The organism is Enterobacter sp. RIT637, assembly GCF_019718755.1.
Classification (GTDB): domain Bacteria; phylum Pseudomonadota; class Gammaproteobacteria; order Enterobacterales; family Enterobacteriaceae; genus Enterobacter.
In genome coordinates, this window is the sequence record NZ_JAIHAZ010000190.1 from 1 (window position 1) to 521 (window position 521).

Annotated in this window: 1 protein-coding gene; it reads right to left on the minus strand. The window is 56.4% G+C overall.

Translation table 11 applies throughout. The features are described from left to right. The coding region (gene hda / locus K5E19_RS23935; RefSeq protein WP_221553399.1) for a DnaA regulatory inactivator Hda at window positions 1-521 on the minus strand (521 nt) is incomplete at both ends.

Here is a 521-nt window from a genome sequence, read left to right on the forward strand (position 1 = left end):
GTCGGGACGAGTGCAATACGTTTACCTTCCTGACGCGCGCGACGGATATGCTGGCGAAGCAGCGGCAGGGTAATGCGTTTGCCCATGGTTACGGCGTAGTTGTCCAGCGTGTCGAGCATCATCATCAGGCTGTCCATATCGCGCCGCCAGTGTTTGAGCAGGTATTCGAAAATTTCGGAATCGACGGTTACTTGGCGTGCCGCCGCCATATTGGCGAGCGCGTCGATTTTTTCTGGGTCGGTTAGGGGCTTGACTTCGTAAACGAGGCAGTATGCCATACGCGTCCGCAAATCTTCGCGGATGACGAGCTGCTGGGGCGTGTATTCCGAACCGAGCAGCAAAAAGCCTTTGCCGTTGTTGCGGAAGCGGTTGAAGATGGAAAAAAGCAGGGCTTGTTCTTCGTTGCCCAGTTTTTCGACTTGATCGACGGCGAGGTATTCTGCCTCAAACGCGGCATCGGTCAGCGGCATGGAGGCGGCATCGATATAGGCGGCGTTTTTGCCGGCTTCGAGCGCCTGTGC